Raw genomic sequence first — 19,223 nt, 5'->3', positions numbered from 1 at the left:
GCTGTGGGACGCCCTTCAGAAAGAAGGCATGCAGCTTGACTACGTGGTTGAAATTCTTCTGCCCCGCGAAGTGGCCAAAAACCGCATCATGGGCCGCCGCCTCTGCAAGAATAACAACAACCACCCCAACAACATCTTCATTGACGCCATCAAGCCCAACGGCGATGTCTGCCGCGTCTGTGGCGGCGCGCTCTCCAGCCGCTCCGATGACCAGGACGAAGGCGCCATCAACAAGCGTCACGACATTTACTACAACACCACCGATGGCACCCTGGCCGCCGCGTACTTCTACAAGGACCTCGCGGGCGCTGGCAAAACCAAATACATCGAACTGAATGGCGAAGGCAGCATTGATTCCATCAAGGAAACCCTGCTCTCCAAACTTGCCTAGTTAGCCATTCTACAGCCAGGAGCGCCTGACTCGGCAGATTGCCGGGCAAACCTCTTGCTGTACGGTTATATAGAAAAGGCCCTGCTTTTGCAGGGCCTTTTGCTTTTTTGCCGGGCCGCCATGTGATTGCTGCACATGTGGACAGATCACATCCTGCCATTGCAAATGGGCCCTCAGCAATATTTTTAACAGTTAATCCATAATGTTATAACTTGCTACAAATAAACAGCATTATCCAGACTATATATGTTGACAACATCTCGAGACCGCACGTAAACTCTAGAAAATATCACGACTACAGAGACTGATTGCACTTCCCTTACGCATAACAGGTAAAGTATAGACTGAAGAATTTTACCTTTCCCGTTTTTTCGCAGTGATACAGAGACTCCCCCGATACAGATGGAGCAGCAACAACTGATACTCAGCGGCTCGTTTGCCGCACCGTGCAGATACAAACTCCCGGGCCATGCCCAGGGGTTCTTTCGTCTCAACGGCCTACCCTGGTTCAAACACCACGGATAATGAGACATGTCAGATATCTCCAAGCCTCTCATATCATTTGCCGTTCTTGTTCTCTTATTTCTTGCCCCCATATTTTTTATTCATGATTACGCGAGCGATGTTACATCAAACATCTCTGCCACTACACTTACACGCCTTGCCGAAGTGAACGTCCGCGCGAGCAACAATTTTTATCAGGCTGTGCGTAACAGCATGATGGAAATGAGCGGAATGACCAAGTATCTGGCGCAGCAGGAATACCGCGTCAGCAGGGAATACGTGCTTGGGCTTGCCCCACTGTTTTACGCCCATGGCGTCAGGCGTTTCAGCATTGTTGATGCTGAAGGCAAGGGCTTTGACGGCGGAGGCGCGCAGGCAGACTACAGCAATGATCCGATTTTTTTACGCACCCGCCAGGGCTTGACCCATGTTGCCACAGCAGGGGGCACCACCAGCCAACGGCTCCTGATCATTGGGAACCCGCTGGTTGCCCACGGCAACGTACAGGCGGTTCTTATCAGCGAATTTCCGGCAGAAGCCATAGAAACCAATATGGAAACGTGGGCGTTCAGCAACAACACCTACAACATGGTTTTTGATGATTCAGGCCAGCCGCTCTTCTGGTCTCCGCCACCCGGCAAGGCCATGGATGACCTCTTTGCCTCGTTCACCCCATGCGGGCTCCCCCCGAATGTAACGGACATGCTGCGACAAAAATTTGCAGATGGCACACAGCAGTCCGTGACTTTTTTTGACAAGGCCACGGGCCTTTTCATCGCCACAACGCCTGTTGAACGTTTTGGCTGGCGCATGGTTTCCCTTGTTCCGCAGCAAGCAGGCAATGCGGCCGTTTCAAAACAGTCGCTCATCACCAACGAGCTTGTCTGGCGGCTGGTCATTCTGGCTGGCATAATCCTTACATTCCTGCTGTTGCTCGAGCGCAATTCCTCCCGCAAGCTGCGCCGCCAGCAGGAGGATTACCGCTCCATCATCGCCAGCATGTCCGGCGGGGTGCTCAAGTTTTTCAGCCCTGACGGCACATTCCTTTTTGTCAGCCCCAACTATGTAAAAATGCTCGGCTTTACCGAGGCGGAATTTAAAAAAACATACGGCAACAGTTTTTCTGCCACTGTGTATGAACAAGACCGCGAATCCACGCTACGCACCATGCGCAAGCAGATGAAAAACAGCCAACCCATAGACGTGGAATACCGCACCCGCACCAAGAACGGAGCATTGATCTGGCTGTATCACAAAGGATCTGTGGTCAATATCGAACACGGCCGATCCTACATACAAAGCATTGTCTTTGACATAACCCGCAATAAAGAAGCAGCGCTTTCCAAGCGCATATCTGATGAACGTTACCAGTTTATTCTGGAACAGCACGACATCAACATATTCGAGCAAAATCTGGTCAATGGCTATTTTTCCTGTTCGCCCCAATGGCTGCACACCTTTGGCGCTGTTTTTAATATCCTCGAGAATGACCCTGCCATCCCGCTGTTTCCTGATGATCAGGAACGTCTTGCGGCTTTTCAAAAAGAGGTGCGCCTTGCGCCGCACCAGCATAAATGCACCCTTGAGGCGCGGTTGCGTGACGCCGAGGGGGAATACCGCTGGTTCCGCATTGAGGCCTCCAACATTGCCAACACCCAAGGCACACCAATATACTCCATTGGCATTATTACAGATATCGACAAGCAAAAATCTCTGGAGCTGCAATTACGCACCCAGGCCACGCGCGACAGCGGCACCGGCATGCGCAACAAGATGTCTACGGAGAAGGCGGTATCGCAATTTCTGGAAACGCACGAATCTCCCCTGCCGCAATTCTACGCCATGTTCATGGTTGATTTTGACAATTTCAAAGGCGTCAATGACCGCTTCGGTCATGCCATGGGCGACAAGGCCCTCTTTGACATGGCCCAGATCATCCGCCGCAATTTCCGTGGCGTGGACATTGTGGGACGCATTGGCGGCGATGAATTTCTGGTTTTCTGTACAGAAAAGATGTCGCTGCTTGGCATACGCGAGCGTGCCCACATACTTGTGGAACAGCTGCACACCCAGTGCTGCGACCAGCACTCATGCCTCACCCTGACCGCCAGCATTGGCGTGGCGTGCAGTCCACGGGACGGCACGACCTATGCCGAACTGTTCAATAAGGCAGACAAGGCCACCTACGCGGCAAAAAAACTGGGCCGGAACAGATGCGTGTTCTATAAAGAAATGAATGACGATGCAAAGTAGGACGATTCCCAGCAATGAGGTTCTTGCCTAATACTCAAGGATGCGGCTGTTCCAGAAAATAGCCGCATCCTTGTTTCGTGTATTCGTAGGCTAGAGGCCCAAGTAGCGCAGATCAACGTGCCGTCTCTGCGCTCCGCTGTCTCATGGCTTGCAATATCTCGGCCCCCAGCGCTATGGCATGCGAAATGGCCTTTTCATTGTTCACGCTCACAGCAACGGCATAACCTGTCTGGCGGTCATAAAGATACGCTGTGCCAAAGCCGGGGAATAATCCAAGCTTACCTATTAGATCTATTCTGGGTTCGTTGAATAAAAAGAGTGTGCAACCATCAAGTTCACTGCTGACATAGTGACTATTCTTAGAGATGGATACGGCCTCCTTTCCATCGGGCAAAACCAGAGGACTGAGGGGCAATGATTCAAAAACGTTGTTCTTCAGCACACGGTCCAGATTTACAAGGCGCACCACATCATTCGGTGTGGCTTCAAGGTTGCCTGTGCCCTTGGCAATAGCAATACTGGCTGCAAGGGTAGTTGCATTTTGCTCCCGTTAGAAGTGTAACCATTTGCCAGGCGAGGGACCACCTCTCCGTCCACTCCCACCACCAGAGACTCCATGCCCAGCTTACCCACAAACATGTCGAGCACCTGTTCCCCATAAGGGCGGCCCGTAATTTTTTCGGCAATAACAGCAAGCATGAGGAAACCGGTATTACAATATTGCTGCCGCGTACCGGATCGGAATAGGGGCGGCTGCTTTGCCACCATGTCGATAAGCTCCATTGCCGACCAGTAACGGGCCAAATTCTGCTGAACCTGCGCAAGGGCAAGCATTTCCGGCATGCCGGACGTATGCTCCAGCAGATTGCGCACGGTAATATCCTTGCCGTTGGGATAGGTGGGGAAAAACCGACTGATGGGCGTATTGTACTCCAGCTTGCCCTCTTCAATAAGGCGGTGGATAAGCGTGGCTGTGAACACCTTGGTGACAGAACCAATTTTGAAGCGCGAATCTGTGGTTAGGGGAGTTGGGTTTTCCAGCGCAGCATTACCGAAGGCGGCGCACACGGGGGTATCCTCTCCCTTGCGCAGCAAGGCGACAGAAAGGCCCGGAACCTCCGGCAGGGCCGCCTTTTTTGAAGCCATCTCCACAACTGTTCTGCGGAGATCATCTGCTTCGCGTGTTTTTTTGCCAGCGCAGGCAACCAGCATGAGACACGCCATACCGAGGACGGCAGACAGGCAAATAACACGGAGCGCTTGAGAAAGCCGGGACGAAACCGCACGGCGGTGGATCATAATTCCCCCAAGGTAGGCGTACAGGCCGCGCAGAAATTCGCAAGCCAGACTGCGGGCAGATTGGCGCACCATAAAACACCCCTAACGCCTTGGCAATGCGCACCACTACAGACTCCGCCCTCTCCCAGCAAAAAAACTGCCGCGCCCCGCATCAAGCACGGAGCGCGGCAGAACTACGCTTTCATCCCGCAAAGAGCGGTAAAACGTCTAGGCCCAGAGGATATTATCCGTTTCCAGCGGCGAAGCCTGCGCCGGATGCACGGGCATGATACGCACGCCGTATCGGTAATGACCGCTGAACGTTGGAATGTAGCTTGCGGCATAGCGCATGCATTCCTTGCAGTTTTCTTCTGCTCTCGGCTCGAGGCGCAGGATTTGCGGCTTGTCGCGGAAGCTGCCGTTAATGAGCGCCTGCCCGATCACAAGCTGAACCAGTATTTCCTGCGGCTTCATTTCGCCAAGGTGCATACGCAGTTGCACACTCACAGGTTCGCCGCAGACCATGGTATTGTTTTCCACACCGCTGATGGTCAGTTCGTCCACCTTGACCGTGCCAAAACGCGCGGGCAAATCACTCTGCCAGGCGGCAAGGGCACGACAGGCCTCCCAGTTGTTGTCGCGCAGCATGTTGCGCCTGCGCCCCGCCCGCAGATAAAACTGACGGATATAATCGTTGAGCATGCGATTGCTGCTGTACATGGCCGTAAGGCTTTTGAGAGAACGCTTGGCCGTGGCAATCCATTCCAGGGGCAGGCCTTCTCCATTGCGCTCAAAATACAGGGGGACAACGGCGTTCTCCAGCAGTGAATACAGGGCCTCTGCATCGGCGTAGTCATTCTGCTCGCTGCTGGGCAGTTCTGTGGAAACCACCGGGCCAATGGTCCAGCCGTTCTGGCGGTTGTAGCCCTCGCACCACCAGCCGTCAGAAATACTCAAGTTGATGCCGCCGTTGACGGGCAGTTTCATGCCGCTGGTGCCTGAGGCCTCGTGCGGCCTGCGCGGCGTATTGAGCCAGACATCGCAGCCCTGGGCCATAATGCGCGACACAGCAAGGCTGTAGTTTTCCACAAAGAATATGCGGCCCAGAAAACGCTCGTCGCGGCACATGCGCAGCACTTCCTGAATCATGTTGATGCCCGCCTCGTCCGCAGGATGCGCCTTGCCGGAAAATACCAGCACCACAGGACGATTCGTATTGCTGAGTATGCGGGCCAGCCTGTCCGGGTCTGCAAAAATCAGCGTGGCGCGCTTGTAGGGGGCGAATCTGCGGGCAAAGCCGATAATGAGGGTATCGGGCTTGAGCATGGATTCCATGCGCTTGCGTTCATCCGATGAGAGATGAAACTTCTGGATAAATTCCGGGATCTGGCGGCGCAGATCGTCAAGCAGGGCTTCCTTCTGGTGCATACGGGCCGCCCAGAATGCCTCGTCAGGGATATGGTCCACCTTGTCCCACACACTGGAACCGGGAGGCGACTGCATCCAGCCAGAACCAAGATACTGGTGCAGCAGCTCATGCATCCAGCTGCCCACGTAGGACGGCACATGAATACCGTTGGTAACGTGCCCGATGGGCGTTTCCGCCACGGGCAAACTTTTCCAGAGATTGTTCCACATGTGGCGCGAAACAACACCGTGCAGGCGGCTCACGCCATTGGCCCAGCACGAATGCCGCAAAGCCAGCACCGTCATTTCAAAGGAGTTGCTGTTGCCGCCCTCTATCTGCCCAAGCTGCACAAACTGTTGCCAGGACAAACCAAGGTTGGCCGCGATTCCGCTAAAATACCGCTCCATCAGTTCCAGAGAAAAGGATTCGTTGCCAGCAGGCACGGGCGTGTGCGTGGTAAACACCGTATTGGAGCGCACCCGCACAGTTGCCTCGGCATAGTTCATGCCCATGCTCAGGCATTCCTGGAGGCGTTCCATGGCCATAAAGGCCGAATGCCCTTCATTCATATGAAAAACGCTGGGCATTATGCGCATCGTGCGCAACAGCCGCATGCCGCCCATGCCCAGCAGCATTTCCTGCAACAGGCGTACCTCGCGGTTGGCCTCGTAAAGCTTGTCGGTAATGCGGCGGTCTTCGTCGGTGTTGCGGCGGGTGTCAGTATCCATGAGGTACAGGGTTATGCGCCCCACGGCCAGCTTCCACACCCTTGCAAAGAGCAGACGGCCCGGCAGTTCAAGCTGCACATAGACCGGCTGGTTGTCCGCATCGTACACCATCGAAATGGGCATGAGGCCGAAGTTGTTGACGGGATACTGGGCCACCTGCCGCCCATCGGCGTCTATATCCTGCCGGAAATAGCCGTTTTTGTATAAAAGCCCCACGCCCACCAGGGGGATGGCCATGTCCGAAGCAGACTTGAGATGATCACCAGAGAGGACGCCCAGCCCGCCGGAATAAATGGGGATGGATTCGCTCAGGCCGTATTCTGTGGAAAAATAGGCAATGGGGGCTTCTGGCGTCACATCCGTGCTGAGCGAGCGGATGGGTTCGGCCATGTAGGCGTCAAACTTGGCAACGACCTCACGGTAAAGATTCATGTAGTCTTCGTTTTCCAGCAGATCGCGGAAGCGCTCCGGATCGGCCTGCTCCAGCACCCTGAGAGGATTACGCCAGCTCTCCCAATGGGAGGGGCTCAGTGCCATGAACAGGGCCTTGGCCTTGTCGTGCCAGCACCACCACACATTGCGGGCAATGTCGCGCAGGCGGGAAAGCTCTTCCGGCACCTCGGCAACAGCCATGATGGGCCGCAAAAATGGCGTGGCGGAACACGATGTGGAAAGCACCCGCGCAAGCGCCGCATGCCCGCAATCACAGTTAATCCGGGTGGAGGCCTTTTTGAAGGCTATCTCAAAGGCCCTGACGTAGTTTTCAAAAAAGAACTGCCACGATGATTTTTCTGCCAGCGCACGCGCCTCCGCGCGCCATTGGGGCAAATCATCCACTGCGCAGGTTGCGGCGCGGATCAGATGCTCGTGCAGCACTGTGGCGCTTTGCTCAAGGTTCATGCCCCGGCGGGGCATGACGCACACGCCCTTGAACGTAGCGGTGCCCTCCTGCAACTGAGTGCGCGCCCACATGCCAAAACCTGAAAGATCAGTGGTAAGGGTGGGCACGGCCCAGGCCGCGCTTTCCTGCGGCGTATATCCCCACGGCTCGTACCAGGAGGGGAAACAACCGACATCGCAGGCCGACATGACTTCATCGTAGGGCATATTCAAAAAGCCGTCTTCCCCATTGAGCATGGCTGGCACAAAGATGACCTTGACCCTGTTTTCCGGCCTGTTGTTCAGGCCCAGCCGACGGCAGGCATTGAGTATGGGGTCTTGCGGCGCGTTCCAGGCGAAATGCGTGCAGATAAAGGGCTGACCGTTGTCGTTGGCCTCGGGGTCGCCAGAAACAGCAGCGGTATTAACGCCCGTATGCCCGCCCATGACAAGGCACAGAGCCAGAATGGAAGCGTCCGTGCCCGCGAGGCTCTGCTCAAGCTTGGCCAGGGCATCAAGGAAGATGTCCACGCCCTTGTTGTGCATTTCATAGCGGCCTGAAATGGCGAAAATACGTGTGTTGGCGGGCAGTTCGCAACGCAGAAAGCGGTTGGAGGCCTCCACTATGCGCGCCCGGTGTTCCAAGGGGCGGGAGCGGTCTACGGAATAATCAGGGATAACCCGCATATCCAGACCGTTGGTGGTGATGACATCGGGCTGCCGCCCCAGCAGCACCGCTGATTCCTCGCCGGTGATGGGGCTGACAGTGGTAAAAACGTCCGCCTCGCGCGCACTGGCCCCCTCAAGCGACCACTTGGCCGTGATGTTCAGGGCTGCGGCCTCGTTGGCGGGGTTGATGCTGCGCAGGTTGGAATAGATATCCCGCCCTGTTCCGGCCATGGCCCGCCCGAGCATGGTGGCATGGGTGGTGAACACCGTGCCTATGCCGGGAGACAGTTTTTTGAGCGAAAGCAGACCCGCGCCGCACATCCATTCGTGGAACAGGGCAACGCTTCGTCCTTCAAGGGGTTCGACCCTGTTTTCATGAATGGCCGCAATAACCGCACTGCAAGCCGTGGCGAACATGACGGGTTCAATATAGTCCCATCCGCCGGAAAGTGAATCCACACCGTAATTTTTCCACAGATCGTACAAAAGCTGGTTACTGGAGTAACGCTTGGCAAAATCCACCAGAATGACCTTGGGACGACCGGGAATATTCCAGCGGCCCATGCGGCATTTGAGATCCTTTGTGGCAAATGCCAGGCGAAGCGAATCCCAGATATTCTCGTCCGTTTCTTCAAAACCCACATTTTCCGCCAGGGACGGGCCAAGGAGAAAATAGTCCTCGCCAAACTGCTCTACAGCCTGCAATGCCTTGCTGCTGACCACAGAGTAAATGCCCCCCACCTTGTTGCAGACTTCCCAACTGACCTCAAACAACGTGACGGTGCTGTTATCAAAATTCATGATTTCTCCTTATGGAAAGGCCGATTGGCTTAAACGGACGCATCAGTGCCGGAACGGGCATTGCTCTTGCGTGCCCTGCGGGGCTTGTGCTCTTTACCTGCCAGTTCTGCGGCTTCAAGACGCAGCTCAAAATCTGCCAGCACATTCATATAGGTGATGTAGGCGTCATAGGGGCTGTCAAAGGGGCTGGGCCTGTCCTGCCGTGGGCCGGAAAACCACTTGGTGGACATGTGCCGGAAATGGTCGGCGGTTTGCAGACGCTCGTAGTCGTGCAACAGCATCCTGTCGCCGCTGGCGTTCACCCGGGCGGCAAGACTGTAAAGCGTATGGATCGCATCTTTCTGCATGTCGTTGCCGAGCCACGATGTCAGGTCGTGGCCGCTTTCTTCCCACGACACGAACTGGGGCACGTCCACCTCTCCGGCGGGAGTGCGCTTTCCGGCAATGGCGCCGGGCGTGGCAAACCTGAAGCGACTGTCGCGCAGCAGGGCCTCGGGCAGGGCCGACATAAAATCGAAAATGCCCGAATCCTGACCATGGCGCAGGCCGAATATATGAAAATCATTGTAAATATTTATCACATCCGCTTTATCACCCAGGCTGTGGCACCACGAGGCGAACTTGTCGGCGGTGAGCGGCCAGTCGCTCCAGCCCCTGTCGCCAAAACGCAGACCCATGTCGTCAGAAAGAGCCGTATTGCGCAGCAAAAGGTTCATCTTTGGGCCGGAAACCGGGCGGTACACCCAGTTGGGGCTGCGCCAGCCAAGCACCTGATCCGCACCCTCGGCCAGCGCGGTTTTAAAACCATGCTGTTGCAAGGCGGCGGCAAGGTCATTGTTGAACACGCATTCCGTATGCATGAAGGTGGTGGGCTTTTTGCCAAACAGTTTTTTGATGCGCACGCTCTGCGCCTTGACCTGCCTGTCAAATTCCTCGCGGGAATACAGAAAGGCCAGCGAATGCGCTGAAGTTTCAGCGACAAATTCCACGCATCCCGTAGCCGCGAGGGCGCACAGGCTTTCTGTCACTTCAGGAGCGTACTGCTCAAAAAGATCCAGGGCGGTGCCCGAAACGCACAGCGACACCGCAAATGCGCCTTCATGACGGCGCACAAGCCTGAGCAGCATTTCTGCGGCTGGCAGATAGCACAGGCGCGCCGCGCGCAACATGGTTTCGCAGTTGCGGTCATCATCTTCGTAAACGGAGCTCTGCCCCATATCGAAAACCGTGTAGCGACGGAACTGGTACGGCTCATGTATATTGAAACACAGACATAGCGCAGGCATCAGTGACCTCCAAGGACATCCCGGTAAATGGTCAGCAACTGGTCAGCGGCATTTTCCCATCGGATGGATTTCATTTCTTCGCGGCAGTTTTTCACCAGTTCAGCGGCAAGGCAGGGATAACGCAGCACCGCGCAGATTTTGTCGGCCATGTCGCGCGTATCCCAAAAATCGGCCTTGAGGGCGTGTTCCAGCACTTCTGAAACGCCAGACTGACGCGAGAGCAAGACTGGCACATCGTACAGCATGGCCTCCAGCGGCGTTATGCCGAAAGGCTCGGAAACTGAAGGCATGACATAAAGATCGCTGAGGGCGAACATGCGGTCCACATCCTCGCCACGTAAAAATCCGGCAAAATGGAAGCGCCGCCCCATGCGCAACTGCCCTGCCCTGCGGATCAACGCCGGCAGCATGTCGCCGCTGCCAGCCATGAAAAAGCGGACATTGGGGATTTTTTGCAGCACAAGACGGGCAGCTTCCATGAAGTATTCCGGCCCTTTCTGGAATGTCACACGGCCGAGGAACAACACGCGCTTTTCATGCCGGATGCGTTGCGGCACAAGATAGCAGCGCCCGGCCTCATGCCGCGCAACGGCATTGTGCACAACCACCACCTTTTCGGGCGCTACGCCGTAGCGTTCAATGACTGTTTTTCGGGTCAGGCGGCTTACGGCAACCACAACATCGGCTGCGTTCAGCCCGGCGCGTTCTATGCCCGCCACCTGTTCGTTGATGTTCAGGCCGCTGCGGTCGTATTCCGTAGCGTGGATATGCGCCACCAGCGGTTTGCCGGTCAGCGCTCTGGCCATCATGCCCGCAGGATAGGTCATCCAGTCGTGCACGTGGATGACGTCAAACTGTTCCTGCACGGCAATGGCCCCGGCCAGACGGCTGTAACGCTGCACCTCGGCCATGAGGTCAGGCCCGTAACCGCCGTGCAGTTCAAACGTGATCTCGCCTTTGTGGGCAGTACTGCCCGCATGCGGCGCAAAAGCACGAGTACTGGCCGCATTGCCTGGCTCCTGACGCAGATTTTCCAGTGCTTCGGCATAGCCTTGCGGCGTGAGGTAAGGAACAAGCGGGCTTTCCAATGGCAGGCAGCGGATGCTGCTGGCCCAGAGTTCATGCCCGGCCTGCGTCATGTTTTCCGCAAGCTGCGGAGCCACCGGGGTGCCCGAAGCCCCCCGCAGACGCAAAAAACTGTTCTGTCCACTGCCGCCTTCCACGCGGGGCAGTACAAAGATGATCTCCGCCCCTTTTTTTGCCAGAGCCTGCGTCATGCCAAAGCATGCCGTTCCCAGGCCTCCACTGATGTGGGGCGGAAATTCCCAGCCAAACATAAGCACTCGCATGGCTAAACCCTTATTCTTCACTGCCGGGCGCGGACACGCCCAGAGTCATGGTTGCCCTGCATACGCCGGTTTTGTCGCCGGATGCGGGATGGGCCAGACAATGCGCCACCCTTTGCTCCCATTGAGCGTAAACATCCGGCGCGGCCTTTTGCAGTTTTTTAAGCATGCGCAGGCACTCGGCCACGCTCCAGGCCTGGGCGGTGCAGCCGCCGGGATTATATGGCGGGGAGCCGTCAAAAACTTCTGAAATGCTGCCAAGTCCGGCTTCGCAGAGATGCTGGCAGAACAGGGGCGTCACCATATCAAGCAAACCCTGAACAGCGCCGTTCATATCCCAGGCCGTGTGCAGCAGCGCATCCGCGTAATGGCCAAGCAGCCAGGGCCAGACCGTGCCCTGGTGGTAGGCGGCATCTCTGCTCTCGCCATTGCCTTCGTACCTGCCTTTGTATGCGGCGGCGTCAGGGGCAAGGGTGCGCAGGCCAAAGGGCGTGAGCAGCCTGTTGCGCACGCATTCCACAACTTGCGGCTGAAAATCGTCCGCAAGCACCGCATGCGGCAGGGAGACGGCAAATATCTGATTGGGCCGCACGCTTCGGTCAAGCTGTCCGTTGCGCCACACGTCGCCCAGATAGCCGCCCGCATCGGTTGTCCAGAAGCGGCGCAAAAACGCATCGCGCATGGCTGCTCGCTGGCGCTCGCCCGTGAGCAGCGGCTCCTGAAATGCGGCGGCAAGGCTGTCGGCAAAGGCAAGCGTGTTGTACCAGAGGGCGTTGATTTCCACGGGGCAACCGTGCCGGGGAGTGACCGGGCAGCCGTTCACCTGGGCATCCATCCAGGTGAGCTGGGTGTGGGCGTTGCCCGCATGCAGCAGACCCTCGGCATCCACAAAGATGCCCATGCCCGGCCCCTTGCGGTAGCCCTTGATGATGGCTTTCAGGGCATCCCAGGCGTGTTGCCGCGCCCAGGCCAGACCATCGGGAACAGTGGCAAGCGCCTGTTGCAGGGCAAAGGCATACCACAGGGACGCGTCTACTGTATTGTAGGCATGCTCGCCCGATTCCGAAAACATGTTGGGTACAAGGCCATTGCGGACATGCCGCCCCACCTCGGCCAGAACGCGCAGGCCAAATTCTTCGCGTCCAGCGTAAAAGGCCAGCCCCGGCAGACTGATGAGCGTGTCGCGCCCCCAGTCGTCAAACCAGGGATACCCGGCAATCACGGTGGATCGGGCAGAAGGCGTCGTGATGCAGAACTGGCCGCCAGCCTGCGCCAGTTGCCCGGCAAGGCCGCCGCCAGCAAGATGGGCATCAGTGCGGGCGCGGCTTTCCATCTCCCACAGTGCGCGCAGGTTTTCTCCGCAGGCTTCCGTGCCAGCCGCCACATACACGTAACCGCCCTGCGGCAGCGGCGGCAGAGCTATTTCAAGCGTGCCGGGCATGAAGAGGTCTTCACTGTCGTCAAAACCGCGTTCGCGCTCTTCAAAATATTCCACATTGCGGCACCAGTCTGGCCCAGCCACAAAACTGGCGGCGGCTTGCGGCCCGCATTTTTCGCTGGCCGCCGCGCCCTCGGCATTTACAGCCCTGGCGCAAGCCTTGCCGGAATCCCCGGCGGCCTGAATATACAGGGGCGGCAAACTTTCATAAGGACGAACGGCAAAACCGCCGGTCACGGCAACGGTATCGGGCCGCAAGGCCGGGTTTGCCCGAGTGAGCGCGTGGATATTCCGGTAGGCCAGCAGGGGCTTGATGCGCAGAGTGAGCGGGGGGATACCCTCCGGCCCGCGCAGCTCATAGCGCAACAGCAGCAGGCTTTTATCCCTCGCAAGCAGCACCTCGCGGTTCAGGCTTACCTCGCCCACCCGATAGGTGCTCTGCGGCCACTGGTCGAGCTGAAAAGCTTCAAGATACTCGTGTCCGTTGGGATAGAGCGTGCCGGGATGCTGACGGGTGGAAAAAAAGAATTCCCTGCCGCCGCCGCACACCGATTCCTCAAGTGCAGAGAGCAGCACATGCCGGCCATGCGGCGTGTTGACGATAAGCAGGCCGTGATATTTGCGCGTGTTGCAGCACAAGATGCTGCTGCCGGAGCAGTCGCCCCGCCCATTGGTGAGCAGCCACTCCCGGTGCAGCGCCCTGCGTGTATTCTGGCAAGCTGCCTTGTCAAAGCTGAACCGCATACGGCCTCCTTGGCTCACAGATGGAGCGCGATGGCGAATGCTGCGGGAAGACGAAGGGCGCAATCGCCGCCAGACCGCCAGACAATGCTGGGCGGCCCAAGTTGCGGCAATGCTTGCAGGAAGGTACGGCGGAAAGGGCGCAGAGAGAACCTGAAACAGCCGAACCTCTGACCGCGAAAACCGCAACAGAAAAACATTTAAAAAAATAAAGGTCTTCTCTGTTTTTACAGTTTTATCTTATCCCATTATTTTTTGGCTGTCGAGAGCGTGCTACTTTTGTTTTCAGACTTATCGCCTTAACGATGCCACAAACGCGACATACTTGTTAGCTGGCTAATAATACATGAAGAATTTGACCAATATAAAATAGTCGTGTGAGCATTGCGTTACAATCGTGCAATTTGCCATGACGGTCTGGACAGGCTCACACTGCTTTGCTGTATAAACCAGCCGTAAGTACTCATAGCTGATTACAACTGCCGCGCAAGGCGGCATGGCGAAAGCGCTGCCCTGACGCCCTTGCCGGGCTGCGTCTGTTTGCGCCAAAGCGCGGCCCGGCGATACTGGGGGCTTTTTCTTTCTTCATTTTTAGGGTACGCTTGTTCGTTGCTCACAATATATGCATACCTGACGGGGGTAGTTCATGAAAGCACTTGGTCGTTGGCTTGGGGCTCTGGCCCTTACCCTGCTTGTGCCTGTTGCGGCGCTGGCTGGTGACATCAAGGTTGGCCTTATGTGCCCGCTTACGGGCAAATGGGCTTCCGAAGGCCTGGATATGAAGAACATCGTTACCCTCTTGGTTGACGATGTGAATGCCAAGGGCGGCATCAAGGGCCGCAAGGTTCAGCTGGTGGTCGAAGACGACGCGGGCGACCCGCGCACCGCCGCTCTGGCCGCGCAGAAGCTTGCTTCCGCCGGAGTTGTGGCTGTTATCGGCACCTACGGCTCCGCCGTGACCGAGGCCAGCCAGAGCATTCTGGACGAGGCTGAACTGGTGCAGATCGGCACTGGCTCCACCAGCGTGCGCCTCACGGAAAAAGGCTTGAAGCTCTTTTTCCGCACCTGCCCGCGTGACGATGCGCAGGGCAAATCCGCCGCCGAAGCCATCAAGAAGGGCGGCTACAAGGCCGTGGCCCTGCTGCACGACAATTCTTCGTATGCCAAGGGCCTGGCGGAAGAAACCAAGGCCGTGCTTGAAAAAGACGGCATGAAAGTGGTGTTTTACGATGCTCTTACCCCCGGAGAGCGCGACTACACCGCCATTCTGACCAAGCTCAAGGCTGCCAATCCCGACCTCGTGTTCTTCACCGGTTACTACCCTGAAACCGGCATGCTGTTGCGGCAGAAAAGAGAAATGGGCTGGAACGTTCCCATGATGGGCGGCGATGCCGCCAACCATCAGGATCTGGTCAAGATCGCCGGTAACGAAGCCGCCACGGGCTATTTCTTCATCAGCCCGCCGCTGCCGCAGGATATGGACACGCCTGAAGCCAAGGACTTCCTCAAAGCCTTCAAGGCCAAGTACAATACCGTACCTGTTTCCGTGTGGGCCGTGCTGGCTGGCGATGCTTTCAAGGTTATTGAAGGCGCGCTTGAAGCCGGCAAGGACACTCCCAAGGAAATGGCCGCATGGCTCAAGGAACTCAAGGGTATGCCCGGCCTTTCCGGCAACCTTGGTTTTGACGCCAAGGGCGACCGCGTGGGCGAGTTCTACCGTACCTACAAGGTTGACGCCACGGGCAACTTCGTTTTGCAGCCCAAGTAGTGCGGCGCGGTCAAAAACCGCGCCCATGTTGCACAGATACACGCCCGGGGCATAAACGCTCCGGCGAAAAGCGCAATCCCCTTGAGGACGCGTTCATTACGGCGGGCGACCGGTAACCCGGTCGCCCGCCAAATGCCGAGTACCAACGCCGAACATTATGGAACAATTTCTCCAACAGCTTTTGAACGGCCTGGCCGTGGGCGGCATCTATGCGCTTGTGGCGCTGGGCTACACCATGGTGTATGGCGTGCTCAAGCTCATCAACTTTGCCCACGGCGACCTGTTTACCATTGGCGCCTATCTGGGGCTTACCCTGCTTGTCAGCTGCAATATGGCGGGTGCGCTCAATCCCTTTTTGGCGGTAGCCGCAGTTTTTGTCATGGTGGCCCTGCTGGTGGCGATTATTGGCTTTTTGCTTGAGCGTACGGCATACCGCCCCCTGCGCAATGCCAACCGCCTCTCCGCCGTGGTTTCCGCCCTTGGCGCATCCATATTTTTCCAGAATGCGGTCATGCTGATCTACGGCGCGCGCTTCTACGTGTACCCCGACTATCTGCGCCCCGACTTTACGGTGAGGATGCTCGGCCTTGAAGTGCCCGGCGTGCGCCTGCTGGTTATCGCGGCCAGCGTTGTGCTGATGCTCGGCCTCTGGGCCTTTATCCAGCGCACCCGCACAGGCGCGGCCATTCGCGCCGTGGCCATCGACCCCGGCGCGGCGCAGCTTATGGGCATCAACGTTGACCGCATCATCTCGCTGGTCTTTCTTATCGGCCCCGGTCTTGGCGGCGCGGCGGGCCTGATGGTGGGCATCTACTACGGGCAGATCGATTTTACCATGGGCTGGTCATACGGCCTCAAGGCCTTTACCGCCGCCATTCTAGGCGGCATCGGCAACATCCCCGGCGCCATGCTGGGCGGGCTTTTGCTCGGCGTTATCGAAGCCCTGGCCGCAGGCTACATAGCCATTGCCTGGAAGGACGCCATCGCCTTTCTGGTGCTTATTCTCATTTTGATTATCCGACCCACCGGCATTCTGGGCGAGCGCACGGCGGACAAACTATGAAAAAACTTCCGTGCAATTTTGCCGTGTATGCGGCTGCGGGCCTTTTTTTGTGCACACTGCCGCTCTTTTGCAATGCCTACTGGCTTGATGTGTGCGTGAGCGTTGGCCTCTACGCCCTGCTGGCCCTTTCACTCAATGTTATTCTGGGACAGGCGGGCATATTCCATATGGGGCACGCTGCCTTTTTTGCCGTGGGCGCATACACCACCGCCATTCTCAACACGGTCTGCCACTGGCCCGTGCTCTGGGTCATGCCCATTTCCGGCGCGGCGGCGGCCATATTCGCCCTTATTGTGGCCCGCCCCATCATCCACCTGCGCGGGGACTATCTGCTGATCGTCACCATCGGCATTGTGGAAATTGTGCGCATTGCGCTTATCAACGATGTTTTCGGCCTCACGGGCGGCGCCAACGGCATTTTCGGCATCAGTCGGCCCATGTTTTTTGGCTTCAAGATCGTCAAGAGCATGCAGTTCTATTTTCTGGTCTGGGGCATGGTGGGCGTGAGCCTGCTGCTGTTCTACGGCCTGTGGCATTCCCGCTTTGGCCGGGCGCTGAACTTCATCAAGGAAGATGACGTGGCCGCAGAAGGCTGCGGGGTCAACGTCACCCATTACAAGCTGGCGGCCTTTGTGCTGGGCGCGTTCTGGGCGGGCATGGCTGGCACGCTCTATGCCGCGAAAATGACGACCATTGCGCCGGAATCGTTCAACTTTATGGAATCAGTGATCATCTTTGCGGTGGTCATACTTTCCGGCGGCAGCCAGCTTGGCGTGCTTATCAGCGCGTTTCTTTTCATTGGCCTGCCCGAAGTACTGCGCGAATTTTCCAATGCGCGCATGCTTATCTTCGGCCTTGCCATGATGGTCATGATGGTCTGGCGGCCTCAGGGATTATTGCCCCCGAGGCAGCGGCGCTACAAGGTGGATGCGCCGCCTGCGGCTGCCACTGACGGGAGGCCCGCATGACCCTGCTGCGCCTTGAAGAAATGAGCAAGATGTTCGGCGGCCTGATTGCCCTGAATGATCTTACCTTTGACGTGGACGCTGGCAGCATTGTAGGCCTTATCGGCCCCAACGGCGCAGGCAAGACCACTGTTTTCAACTGCATAACCGGCAACTATACGCCGGAATCGGGCCGCATCTTTTTTGACGGCAAATCCATTGCAGGACTGCGCCCGCACAAGGTGGTGGAACTGGGCATCGCCCGCACGTTCCAGACCATCCGCCTCTTCGGCCGCCTTTCTGTGCTGGAGAACGTGCTTGCCGGGCGGCACTGCCGCATGAAATCCGGCCTGATATCGTGCATGCTGCACACGCCGGGTCAACGCAAGGAAGAAAGAGCCGCCGTTACCCGCTGCATGGAAGAGCTGGAATTTGTGGGCCTTGCCGACCGCTATACCGAGGCCGCTGGCGGCCTTTCTTACGGCAACCAGCGTTTGCTTGAGGTAGCCCGCGCCCTGGCCTCCGATCCGCGCCTCGTGATTCTGGACGAACCCGCAGGCGGCATGAACGATCAGGAAACCGCCGCTCTGGTGCATACCATCCGGGCCATCCGCGACAGGGGCATCACCGTGCTGCTTATTGAGCACGACATGCGTCTGGTGATGAAGATTTGCGAAAAACTGGTGGTGCTGGAACACGGCACCATGATTGCCCAGGGCAAGCCCGAAGACGTGCGTCAGGATCCCGCCGTCATTGAGGCCTATCTGGGCGCAGACGACGAAAAGTGGTAAACCATGTCCCTGTTGCAATTGTCTAATGTGCGCGTGCGCTACGGCAGTGTTGAAGTGCTGCACGGCATCGACCTGAGGGTGGACGAAGGCGAAATCGTCACCATTCTCGGGGCCAACGGTGCGGGCAAAAGCACCACCTTGCTGTCCATCAGCGGGCTGGTGCGCCCATTTGAAGGCGAAATCATCTTTGAAGGGCAAAACCTGCTGCGCCTGCCGAGCCACAAGGTCGTGGGGCTTGGCATTGCCCAGTCGCCCGAAGGGCGGCGCGTTTTCGGCATCATGAGCGTTCTGGAAAACCTGCGCCTCGGGGCATTCTGCATTGAGGACAAGGCCCGCCGCGAGCGCACGCTGGAATGGATTTTTGATCTTTTTCCGCGTTTGCACGAGCGCAAAGATCAACTCGCGGGTACGCTTTCCGGCGGCGAGCAGCAGATGCTCGCCATAGGCCGAGCCCTCATGGCCGAGCCGCGCCTCCTGCTGCTGGATGAACCTTCGCTGGGCCTTGCCCCGCTGCTGGTGCGCTCCATCTTTGAAACCGTGCGGGCCATCAACAAGAAAGGCGTGACAGTGCTGCTGGTGGAACAGAACGCGCGGGCGGCGCTCAAGCTGGCCACGCGCGGCTATGTGCTTGAAGTGGGCAGCGTGGTCATGGAAGACCGCGCCGAGAACCTCCTTGCCAATGCCAGCGTGCGCGAGGCATATCTGGGCGGCTAGGCCAGACGGAGCGGCTGCTTTTTTACAAGCGTCCGCAATAGTATGAGGTTTGCGCGCCGCAGCCCGGCTGAAAAATTTTTCACTTCTTTTACTTGACAGAAAATTGCTTTCAACTATATTTTTCCATTCCAACGCGGCGGCCATTCCGCCGTTATTTTAGCAATACGGCGCTGCTGCGCATGGAGGTTTTGCTATGACCCCTCTGGAAAAAGCCACCAAAA

The 19,223-nt window shown here is 57.3% G+C and carries 11 protein-coding genes and 1 pseudogene; 7 read left to right on the top strand and 5 right to left on the bottom strand.

Annotated elements, in window-relative coordinates; translation table 11 throughout:
* Window positions 1-391, top strand: a pseudogene (locus VEZ52_RS12810) (adenylate kinase); the annotation flags it as partial.
* Window positions 392-922: 531 nt separating this feature from the next.
* Window positions 923-3,148, top strand: coding sequence for a diguanylate cyclase (locus VEZ52_RS12805; RefSeq protein WP_324837166.1), 2,226 nt, complete (start codon window positions 923-925; stop codon window positions 3,146-3,148).
* A 453-nt stretch (window positions 3,149-3,601) separates the two neighbouring features.
* Here the strand turns inward: VEZ52_RS12805 and VEZ52_RS12800 are convergent, their stop codons facing one another.
* The 5 genes from VEZ52_RS12800 to VEZ52_RS12780 form a co-directional block, all read right to left on the bottom strand.
* Window positions 3,602-4,519 carry a serine hydrolase domain-containing protein gene (locus VEZ52_RS12800; RefSeq protein WP_324837165.1) on the bottom strand — a complete coding sequence of 306 codons (918 nt, stop codon included), beginning with the start codon at window positions 4,517-4,519 and terminating at the stop codon, window positions 3,602-3,604.
* Window positions 4,520-4,654: 135 nt separating this feature from the next.
* Window positions 4,655-8,911, bottom strand: a complete 4,257-nt coding sequence (gene glgP, locus VEZ52_RS12795) for an alpha-glucan family phosphorylase (RefSeq protein WP_324837164.1) — start codon at window positions 8,909-8,911, stop codon at window positions 4,655-4,657.
* Between the two features lie 29 nt (window positions 8,912-8,940).
* A complete protein-coding gene (locus tag VEZ52_RS12790) occupies window positions 8,941-10,197 on the bottom strand; it encodes a glycoside hydrolase family 57 protein (RefSeq protein WP_324837163.1) in 1,257 nt (418 codons plus the stop codon).
* Window positions 10,197-11,546 carry a glycosyltransferase gene (locus tag VEZ52_RS12785; RefSeq protein WP_324837162.1) on the bottom strand — a complete coding sequence of 450 codons (1,350 nt, stop codon included), beginning with the start codon at window positions 11,544-11,546 and terminating at the stop codon, window positions 10,197-10,199. The genes VEZ52_RS12790 and VEZ52_RS12785 overlap by 1 nt, the downstream gene beginning before the upstream one ends.
* A 10-nt stretch (window positions 11,547-11,556) precedes the next feature.
* Window positions 11,557-13,725: an amylo-alpha-1,6-glucosidase gene (locus VEZ52_RS12780; protein WP_324837161.1), complete on the bottom strand. Its 2,169-nt coding sequence runs from the start codon at window positions 13,723-13,725 to the stop codon at window positions 11,557-11,559.
* Window positions 13,726-14,368: 643 nt separating this feature from the next.
* Between VEZ52_RS12780 and VEZ52_RS12775 the strand changes: the two genes are divergently transcribed.
* From VEZ52_RS12775 to VEZ52_RS12755, 5 genes are all read left to right on the top strand, one after another.
* Window positions 14,369-15,490: a branched-chain amino acid ABC transporter substrate-binding protein gene (locus VEZ52_RS12775; protein ID WP_324837160.1), complete on the top strand. Its 1,122-nt coding sequence runs from the start codon at window positions 14,369-14,371 to the stop codon at window positions 15,488-15,490.
* Window positions 15,491-15,647: 157 nt separating this feature from the next.
* Window positions 15,648-16,553: a branched-chain amino acid ABC transporter permease gene (locus VEZ52_RS12770; RefSeq protein WP_022659474.1), complete on the top strand. Its 906-nt coding sequence runs from the start codon at window positions 15,648-15,650 to the stop codon at window positions 16,551-16,553.
* Window positions 16,550-17,521: a branched-chain amino acid ABC transporter permease gene (locus VEZ52_RS12765; RefSeq protein ID WP_324837159.1), complete on the top strand. Its 972-nt coding sequence runs from the start codon at window positions 16,550-16,552 to the stop codon at window positions 17,519-17,521. Before VEZ52_RS12770 ends, VEZ52_RS12765 begins: the two co-directional genes overlap by 4 nt.
* Window positions 17,518-18,288: an ABC transporter ATP-binding protein gene (locus tag VEZ52_RS12760; protein WP_324837158.1), complete on the top strand. Its 771-nt coding sequence runs from the start codon at window positions 17,518-17,520 to the stop codon at window positions 18,286-18,288. Before VEZ52_RS12765 ends, VEZ52_RS12760 begins: the two co-directional genes overlap by 4 nt.
* 3 nt (window positions 18,289-18,291) lie before the next feature.
* Complete coding sequence (locus VEZ52_RS12755) at window positions 18,292-19,002, top strand: ABC transporter ATP-binding protein (protein ID WP_324837157.1); 711 nt, start codon at window positions 18,292-18,294, stop codon at window positions 19,000-19,002.
* The last annotated feature ends 221 nt before the right edge of the window (window positions 19,003-19,223 follow it).

It is taken from the genome of Desulfovibrio sp. (genome assembly GCF_035644575.1).
In the GTDB taxonomy this organism is placed as follows: Bacteria; Desulfobacterota; Desulfovibrionia; order Desulfovibrionales; family Desulfovibrionaceae; genus Desulfovibrio.
The sequence above is the reverse complement of the archived record's forward strand: the minus strand, read 5'-3'. Positions and strand labels throughout refer to the sequence as shown.

What these genes read in the sequence shown, in the direction of transcription:
- VEZ52_RS12805 (WP_324837166.1), top strand. Translation starts at nt 923, where the DNA reads ATGTCAGATATCTCCAAGCCTCTCATATCATTTGCCGTTCTTGTTCTC.
- VEZ52_RS12800 (WP_324837165.1), bottom strand. Translation starts at nt 4,519, where the DNA reads ATGGTGCGCCAATCTGCCCGCAGTCTGGCTTGCGAATTTCTGCGCGGC.
- glgP (WP_324837164.1), bottom strand. Translation starts at nt 8,911, where the DNA reads ATGAATTTTGATAACAGCACCGTCACGTTGTTTGAGGTCAGTTGGGAA.
- VEZ52_RS12790 (WP_324837163.1), bottom strand. Translation starts at nt 10,197, where the DNA reads ATGCCTGCGCTATGTCTGTGTTTCAATATACATGAGCCGTACCAGTTC.
- VEZ52_RS12785 (WP_324837162.1), bottom strand. Translation starts at nt 11,546, where the DNA reads ATGCGAGTGCTTATGTTTGGCTGGGAATTTCCGCCCCACATCAGTGGA.
- VEZ52_RS12780 (WP_324837161.1), bottom strand. Translation starts at nt 13,725, where the DNA reads ATGCGGTTCAGCTTTGACAAGGCAGCTTGCCAGAATACACGCAGGGCG.
- VEZ52_RS12775 (WP_324837160.1), top strand. Translation starts at nt 14,369, where the DNA reads ATGAAAGCACTTGGTCGTTGGCTTGGGGCTCTGGCCCTTACCCTGCTT.
- VEZ52_RS12770 (WP_022659474.1), top strand. Translation starts at nt 15,648, where the DNA reads ATGGAACAATTTCTCCAACAGCTTTTGAACGGCCTGGCCGTGGGCGGC.
- VEZ52_RS12765 (WP_324837159.1), top strand. Translation starts at nt 16,550, where the DNA reads ATGAAAAAACTTCCGTGCAATTTTGCCGTGTATGCGGCTGCGGGCCTT.
- VEZ52_RS12760 (WP_324837158.1), top strand. Translation starts at nt 17,518, where the DNA reads ATGACCCTGCTGCGCCTTGAAGAAATGAGCAAGATGTTCGGCGGCCTG.
- VEZ52_RS12755 (WP_324837157.1), top strand. Translation starts at nt 18,292, where the DNA reads ATGTCCCTGTTGCAATTGTCTAATGTGCGCGTGCGCTACGGCAGTGTT.